The sequence below is a fragment of the Nonomuraea ceibae genome (genome assembly GCF_019396325.1).
GTDB classification, from domain to species: Bacteria; Actinomycetota; Actinomycetes; order Streptosporangiales; family Streptosporangiaceae; genus Nonomuraea; species Nonomuraea ceibae.
The window spans coordinates 1-5,062 of sequence record NZ_JAHKRO010000224.1 but is presented as its reverse complement, the minus strand read 5'-3'; the positions used below and the strand labels follow the sequence as shown (position 1 = coordinate 5,062).

The following is a 5,062-nucleotide window of genomic DNA, read 5'->3' as shown; positions in this document are numbered from 1 at the left end:
GTGACGGTGCCCCCCGGGCACAGGTGGCCGACCACCGCGCCGTCGAGCTCGACGGCCAGCCGCCCGCTGGAGGGCAGCACCTCCAGCGTGACCTCCTCGTCGGCGGGCAGCACGAGCGCCCGGTTGAACGCCGAGTGCGCCGCCGCCGGCACCACCAGCACGGCCTCCACCCGGGGCGAGACCACCGGCCCGCCGGCCGAGAAGCTGTAGGCGGTCGAGCCGGTGGAGGTCGCCACGATCACCGCGTCGGCGGTGTAGCTGACGAACGGGTGACCCGACGGCTTGACCGTGACCGCCGCCAGCCCCTCCCCCGGGATGCGGGCCAGCGCGATGTCGTTGAACGCGGTCAGCTCCGGCTCCCCCGCCAGCCGGGTGCGGATCGCCATGCGCGGCTCGACCGAGTAGTGGTGGCCGTCGATGGCCGACAGCGTCGCGGCCAGCTCGGCCACGTCGATCTCGGCCAGGAAGCCCAGCCGCCCCAGGTTCACCCCCAGCACCGGGGTGTCCCGCCCGGCGATGAGCCGCATGGTGCGCAGCATCGTGCCGTCGCCGCCGAGGCTCACCAGCAGGTCGGACCGCCCGGCCAGCGTCGCCGCGTCGACCGCGACCGCGCTGCAGTCGATCCGCCCCACCTCGTCGGGCAGCCCGAGCACGGTGGCGTCACGCGCGCCCGCCCAGCGCAGGATGGTGTCGATCGCCTGCTTGGAGTCGCGCCTGGGGTGCAGCACCAGCCCGACCGTCCCGACCATGCCCATGGGGCAAGCCTAGAGCCCGGCCTCCGGCCGCCCGCGGCGAGGCACCCGAGGGCGGCGGGGCCGTCACCGGATCGGGGCGCGTACGGGGGAATCCGTGCGGTTCGCCCCCGGGCGGGCCCGGTAAAGGTGGCGCTGAGAGGTGCGCCGCCCGTGGTAGTGTTTTCCCCGCAAGGCCACGCAGGACCGGCACAAAAGGTTCAGCTCAGCGGCCTGGCGGGACGTAGCGCAGCTTGGTAGCGCACCTGACTGGGGGTCAGGGGGTCGCAGGTTCAAATCCTGTCGTCCCGACGCTTTTCTCACCCGATCATCGCCTGGCGATGATCGGGTGATTCCATGTCCGGGGAGGTGCCGGGTGGGGCGCAGGCCGACGATCGACCGGGCGGAGCTGGCCAGGCTCGTCGCCGAAGGGCTGAGCGTGCAGGAGCTGGCCGCCCGCTTCGGAGTGAGCGAGTCCGGGGTGCTCCAGGCCAAACGGGCCGCAGGGCTGGCCAAGCCGATGCTCGACCACAGCGCCGCGCTGCCGTGGAAGCTGGCCCGCGCACACGCCCAGTCGGGCCCCGCCACCAACCTGCGCAACCTGTCGGCCGCCGCGCAGGGCAGGCCGCCGGCCGCCGAACGGCTCAACACGGCGCTGCGCTGGGCGCACAGGCTCGTCGACGCCGGGCTGGACGTGACCTACGACCCGGCCACCGGGTTCGCGGAGACCCCGGCCGCCCCTGAGGGCTCACACGTCGCATCGGTGCTGGCAGCGGCCCTGGAGGGCCTCGAAGAGCGCTGACATACGGGTTTCGCGAGCCCGTTCGAGGGCAGTCGCCGGTCCCCGACAAAAGACCGGAGGCGAACATCATGTCCACCTGGATCTGGGTGGCCGTCGTCGTGCTCGCGGTCGTGGCGCTCGCCGCGGTGGCCTATGTCGCGCTGCAGCAGCAGCGCCGGGGCCGGCTCCGCGAGCGCTTCGGCCCCGAATACGAGCGCATGATGGCCGAGCACGACAACAAACGGGACGTCGAGCAGGAGCTGCTCGCCCGTGAGCAGCGGCACGCCGAGCTCGACATCCGGCCGCTGCCGGAGGAGTCCCGCGAGACCTACGCGACGCGCTGGACGGAGGTCCAGGAGCGCTTCGTCGACGCCCCCGGCTTCGCCGTGACGGAGGCTGACCAGCTCGTCACCGCCGTCATGGCCGAGCGCGGCTACCCGACGGAGAACTTCGAGCAGCGGCTGTCCGACCTGTCGGTCGGGCACGCGGCGACGCTCGACCACTACCGCAAGGCGCACGAGATCAGCGGGCGGGCGGCCCGCAAGGAGGCGTCCACCGAGGAGCTGCGGCAGGCGATGGTGCACTACCGCTCGCTCTTCGAGGAGCTGCTTCACGAGACATCCCGAGGACGGTGACGACAGATGAACCGCGATGAGCTGAAGGTGCCGTCGCAGCGGGCCGACCGGCCCGGCGACGACCGCTCCCCCACGGACCACGAGACACCCGACCGCGACACGCACGACCGTGACCCGCACGACCGTGACCCTCTCGGCCACGACCCGCTCGACCGGGACGCCGATGGCCGCGCCGACCAGGGGGCGGACGTGCTCGCCGACGAGCCGTACCGCGACCCGTACGCCAGGACCGGCGAGGACGTGATCGCCGACCCGGATCCGGCGCACCGGCCGGAGGACGTCCACGTGGCCGGGCCCGTCCCCGAGACGGAGCCCGCCCGCCGGACGCCCGACAGGCCCGAGCACGAGACACCCGCGCACAGCACGCCCGGACACGAGACGCCCGGGCACGAGACGCCCGATCACGACCGGCCCGGGCACGAGCGGGTGCCGGGCCACGAGGGGACGCCCGAGCCGGTGCCCGCGACCGCGGTGGCCGGCGAGCCGCCCGCGCACGCGGCCCCGCAGGAGCGGGCCCTGTTCGACCAGGACCCGGCCGAGGTGCAGGCGCGCTGGCGCGACCTGCAGACGGCGTTCGTCGACGACCCCGGAGAGGCGGTCCAGCGGGCCGACGGGCTGGTCGGCGAGGTCGTCGAGACGCTGACGAGCACGCTCAACGCCCGCACCGGCGAGCTGCGCGAGCGCTGGAAGGGCGCCGGCGACGGCGACACCGAACAGCTCCGGCTGGCGCTGCGCGAGTACCGCGGCATGCTGGAGCAGCTGCTCGCCCTGACCGGCTCCGGATCGAGGTGAGGTGACATGCTCGCCATCGTCGCGGCCATCGTCTTCGGCCTCGGATTCCTGCTCGACCTGCTGAACGCCCGCATCGCCGCGGGCATCTCCGGCACCACGTTCATGCTGCTCGGCCTGACGCTGCTGGCGCTGCACCAGGCCGGCATCGGCACCGCGAGCATCAAGAGCTATGGCGGCTGGCGCGGCGGACGCACCCGCCGGTGACCTGCGCGCACACCGCGCCCGGCGTGCTCGAAGGCGAGCACGCCGGGCGCGCCGGACGCGTCAGTTCTTGCCCGGGAAGCGCATGATGACCGTGCTTCCCCCGCTCCCGATCCGCAGCGTGAGATCGCTGGACAGCAGCCGGGCCACCCACAGCCCCATGCCGCCCACCGCACCGGGCATCGGGCCGGGCTTCCACGAGCCGTCGTCGTGCACCTCGACGACCAGGTCGCCGCTGTCGGGCCAGGCACGCACGTGCGCGTGGTCGTCGCCGTGGGTCACCGCGTTGGTGGCGACCTCGTTCACGGCGATGACCACGTCGTTGACGGCCTCGTCGGGCATGCCGAAGCCACGGGCCTCGGACTCGGCGAACTCCCGGACCCGCGGCAGGTCCGCGAGCCGGAACGGCAGCTTGCGCACGGGCGCACCGGGTGGCGGGCCCGTGGAGCCCGCCCGAGGATCTGTGTCCTCCGTCATCACCCGGTGACCGCCTTCTCAACCGACCAGCAGCTCTGCGCGGAGCTGGTCGAGTACCTTACGCAGAATCCTGGACACGTGCATCTGCGATATGCCGAACTCCGCCGCGATCTCGGCCTGCGTCATGTTGCCGAAGAACCGCAGCAGGAGGATGTGCTTCTCCCGCGAGGGGAGCGCGTCGATGAGCGGTTTGACGGCCTCCCGGTCGACCATCGTGCTCAGCGTGTCGTCGTCCTCGGGGATGACGTCCCCGAGCGAGGCGGCGTCGTCGTCGGTGCCCAGCGGCGCGTCCAGAGACAGCGTGCTGTAGGCGGCGGAGGCGTCGAGCGTGAGCAGCACGTCCTCCTCCGAGATGTTCATCTTCGCCGCCAGCTCGGCCACGGTCGGCGAGCGGCCGAGGTCCTGGCTGAGGTCGGCGACGAGCCGGTTCAGCTCGGAACGGCGCTCCTGGTAGAGGCGCGGCACCCGGATGGCCCAGGTGCGGTCGCGGAAGTGGCGCTTGACCTCACCGGTCATGGTCACCACCGCGTAGCCCCTGAAGGCGTGGCCGAGGGTCGGGTCGAAACCGTTGACCGCCTTCATGAGGCCAACGTACGCGGCCTGGAGCAGGTCCTCCAGCGGTTCGCCCCGATAACGGTAGCGCCGGGCGATTTCCATGGCGAGCGGCCGGTGCATCTCCACGATGCGCTCGCGCAGCCGTTCCCGCAGACCGTCGGGGGTGTCTTCGCGGACCATCTCGGCCAGGAGTTCTTCCGCGGTCATGTCTTCGAGGACGAGGTCCTGCACAGCCATGGCTGCTCCTCATATGGGTTGCAGGCGCCCTCCGCAACGGGAAAAAGCCCATGCAGAGGCACGCCTCGCTCGTTCGAGACGGAAGCCCTCTGCTGGACTTCGGACTCCAGTATCCCCCACTCCGGTGGAAGTATTCCTCTCCACTTGAGTGACAGTAAAGTTGCCCCGTGACAATGCCCGAAAACGGCAGCGGGTCCGTCGCGGCCCTCAGCCTGACATCGTCGACCGTGGACGACATCGCGGTCATCAAGGTCGACGGTGTCCTCGACGCCACCACCCGCGAGCAGTTCGCCGACTACCTGGCGCTCGCCGGCCCGGACCTCATCCTGGACCTCGGCGGGGTGACGTTCATGGACTCGCGGGCGCTCGGGCTGATCGTCCACCACTGGCAGACGAGCCTCGGCGCGGGCGCGAAGTTCGCCCTCATCGGGGTCGAATACTCCAAGTCCAAGGTGATGTGGATCACCGGGCTGGCCCAGCGCCTGCCCATCTACGACACGCTCGACGAAGCGCTGGCGGCGATCGGCTAGATCGCTGATGTGAAATTTGGGTTAGTGATCGTAGGCGATCAGGGATCGTTTCACGGGTGCGCCGATGTTCCAGTTGTGCCAGATGACAGCGTTGAGGGCGAGGATGCGCTGGCTGATGCGTGC

At 71.4% G+C, this 5,062-nt stretch carries 8 protein-coding genes, 1 tRNA gene and 1 pseudogene; 6 read left to right on the top strand and 4 right to left on the bottom strand.

Annotation, left to right across the window (positions count from 1 at the left end):
• Positions 1–755 (bottom strand): NAD(+)/NADH kinase (locus KME80_RS49450; protein ID WP_219519920.1); only part of this gene is annotated, 755 nt, incomplete at its 3' end.
• Positions 756–969: 214 nt separating this feature from the next.
• Between KME80_RS49450 and KME80_RS49445 the strand changes: the two genes are divergently transcribed.
• From KME80_RS49445 to KME80_RS49425, 5 genes are all read left to right on the top strand, one after another.
• Positions 970–1,043, top strand: a tRNA-Pro gene (locus KME80_RS49445).
• A gap of 64 nt (positions 1,044–1,107) precedes the next feature.
• Entirely contained in the window at positions 1,108–1,533 is a 426-nt protein-coding gene (locus tag KME80_RS49440) for a helix-turn-helix domain-containing protein (RefSeq protein WP_219519915.1), read from the top strand.
• Positions 1,534–1,601: 68 nt separating this feature from the next.
• Positions 1,602–2,147 carry a hypothetical protein gene (locus tag KME80_RS49435; RefSeq protein WP_219519912.1) on the top strand — a complete coding sequence of 182 codons (546 nt, stop codon included), beginning with the start codon at positions 1,602–1,604 and terminating at the stop codon, positions 2,145–2,147.
• Positions 2,148–2,153: 6 nt separating this feature from the next.
• Positions 2,154–2,939 carry a hypothetical protein gene (locus KME80_RS49430; RefSeq protein WP_219519909.1) on the top strand — a complete coding sequence of 262 codons (786 nt, stop codon included), beginning with the start codon at positions 2,154–2,156 and terminating at the stop codon, positions 2,937–2,939.
• 6 nt (positions 2,940–2,945) lie between these two features.
• A complete protein-coding gene (locus KME80_RS49425; protein WP_219519906.1) occupies positions 2,946–3,143 on the top strand; it encodes a hypothetical protein in 198 nt (65 codons plus the stop codon).
• Positions 3,144–3,203: 60 nt separating this feature from the next.
• On the opposite strand, the gene KME80_RS49420 is transcribed toward KME80_RS49425, so the two are convergent.
• Both KME80_RS49420 and KME80_RS49415 read right to left on the bottom strand, forming a co-directional pair.
• The gene (locus KME80_RS49420; protein WP_308126270.1) at positions 3,204–3,560 is read right to left on the bottom strand and encodes an ATP-binding protein; all 357 of its coding nucleotides are present in this window, start codon (positions 3,558–3,560) and stop codon (positions 3,204–3,206) included.
• A 75-nt stretch (positions 3,561–3,635) separates the two neighbouring features.
• Positions 3,636–4,409 carry a SigB/SigF/SigG family RNA polymerase sigma factor gene (locus KME80_RS49415; RefSeq protein ID WP_219519899.1) on the bottom strand — a complete coding sequence of 258 codons (774 nt, stop codon included), beginning with the start codon at positions 4,407–4,409 and terminating at the stop codon, positions 3,636–3,638.
• 173 nt (positions 4,410–4,582) lie between these two features.
• On the opposite strand from KME80_RS49415, the gene KME80_RS49410 reads away from it, so the two are divergent.
• Positions 4,583–4,939 (top strand): STAS domain-containing protein, encoded by a 357-nt coding sequence (locus KME80_RS49410; RefSeq protein WP_219519923.1) that lies wholly within the window; start codon positions 4,583–4,585, stop codon positions 4,937–4,939.
• 21 nt (positions 4,940–4,960) lie between these two features.
• Here KME80_RS49410 and KME80_RS53645 read toward each other — a convergent pair.
• Positions 4,961–5,062: pseudogene (locus KME80_RS53645) on the bottom strand (IS982 family transposase); the annotation flags it as partial.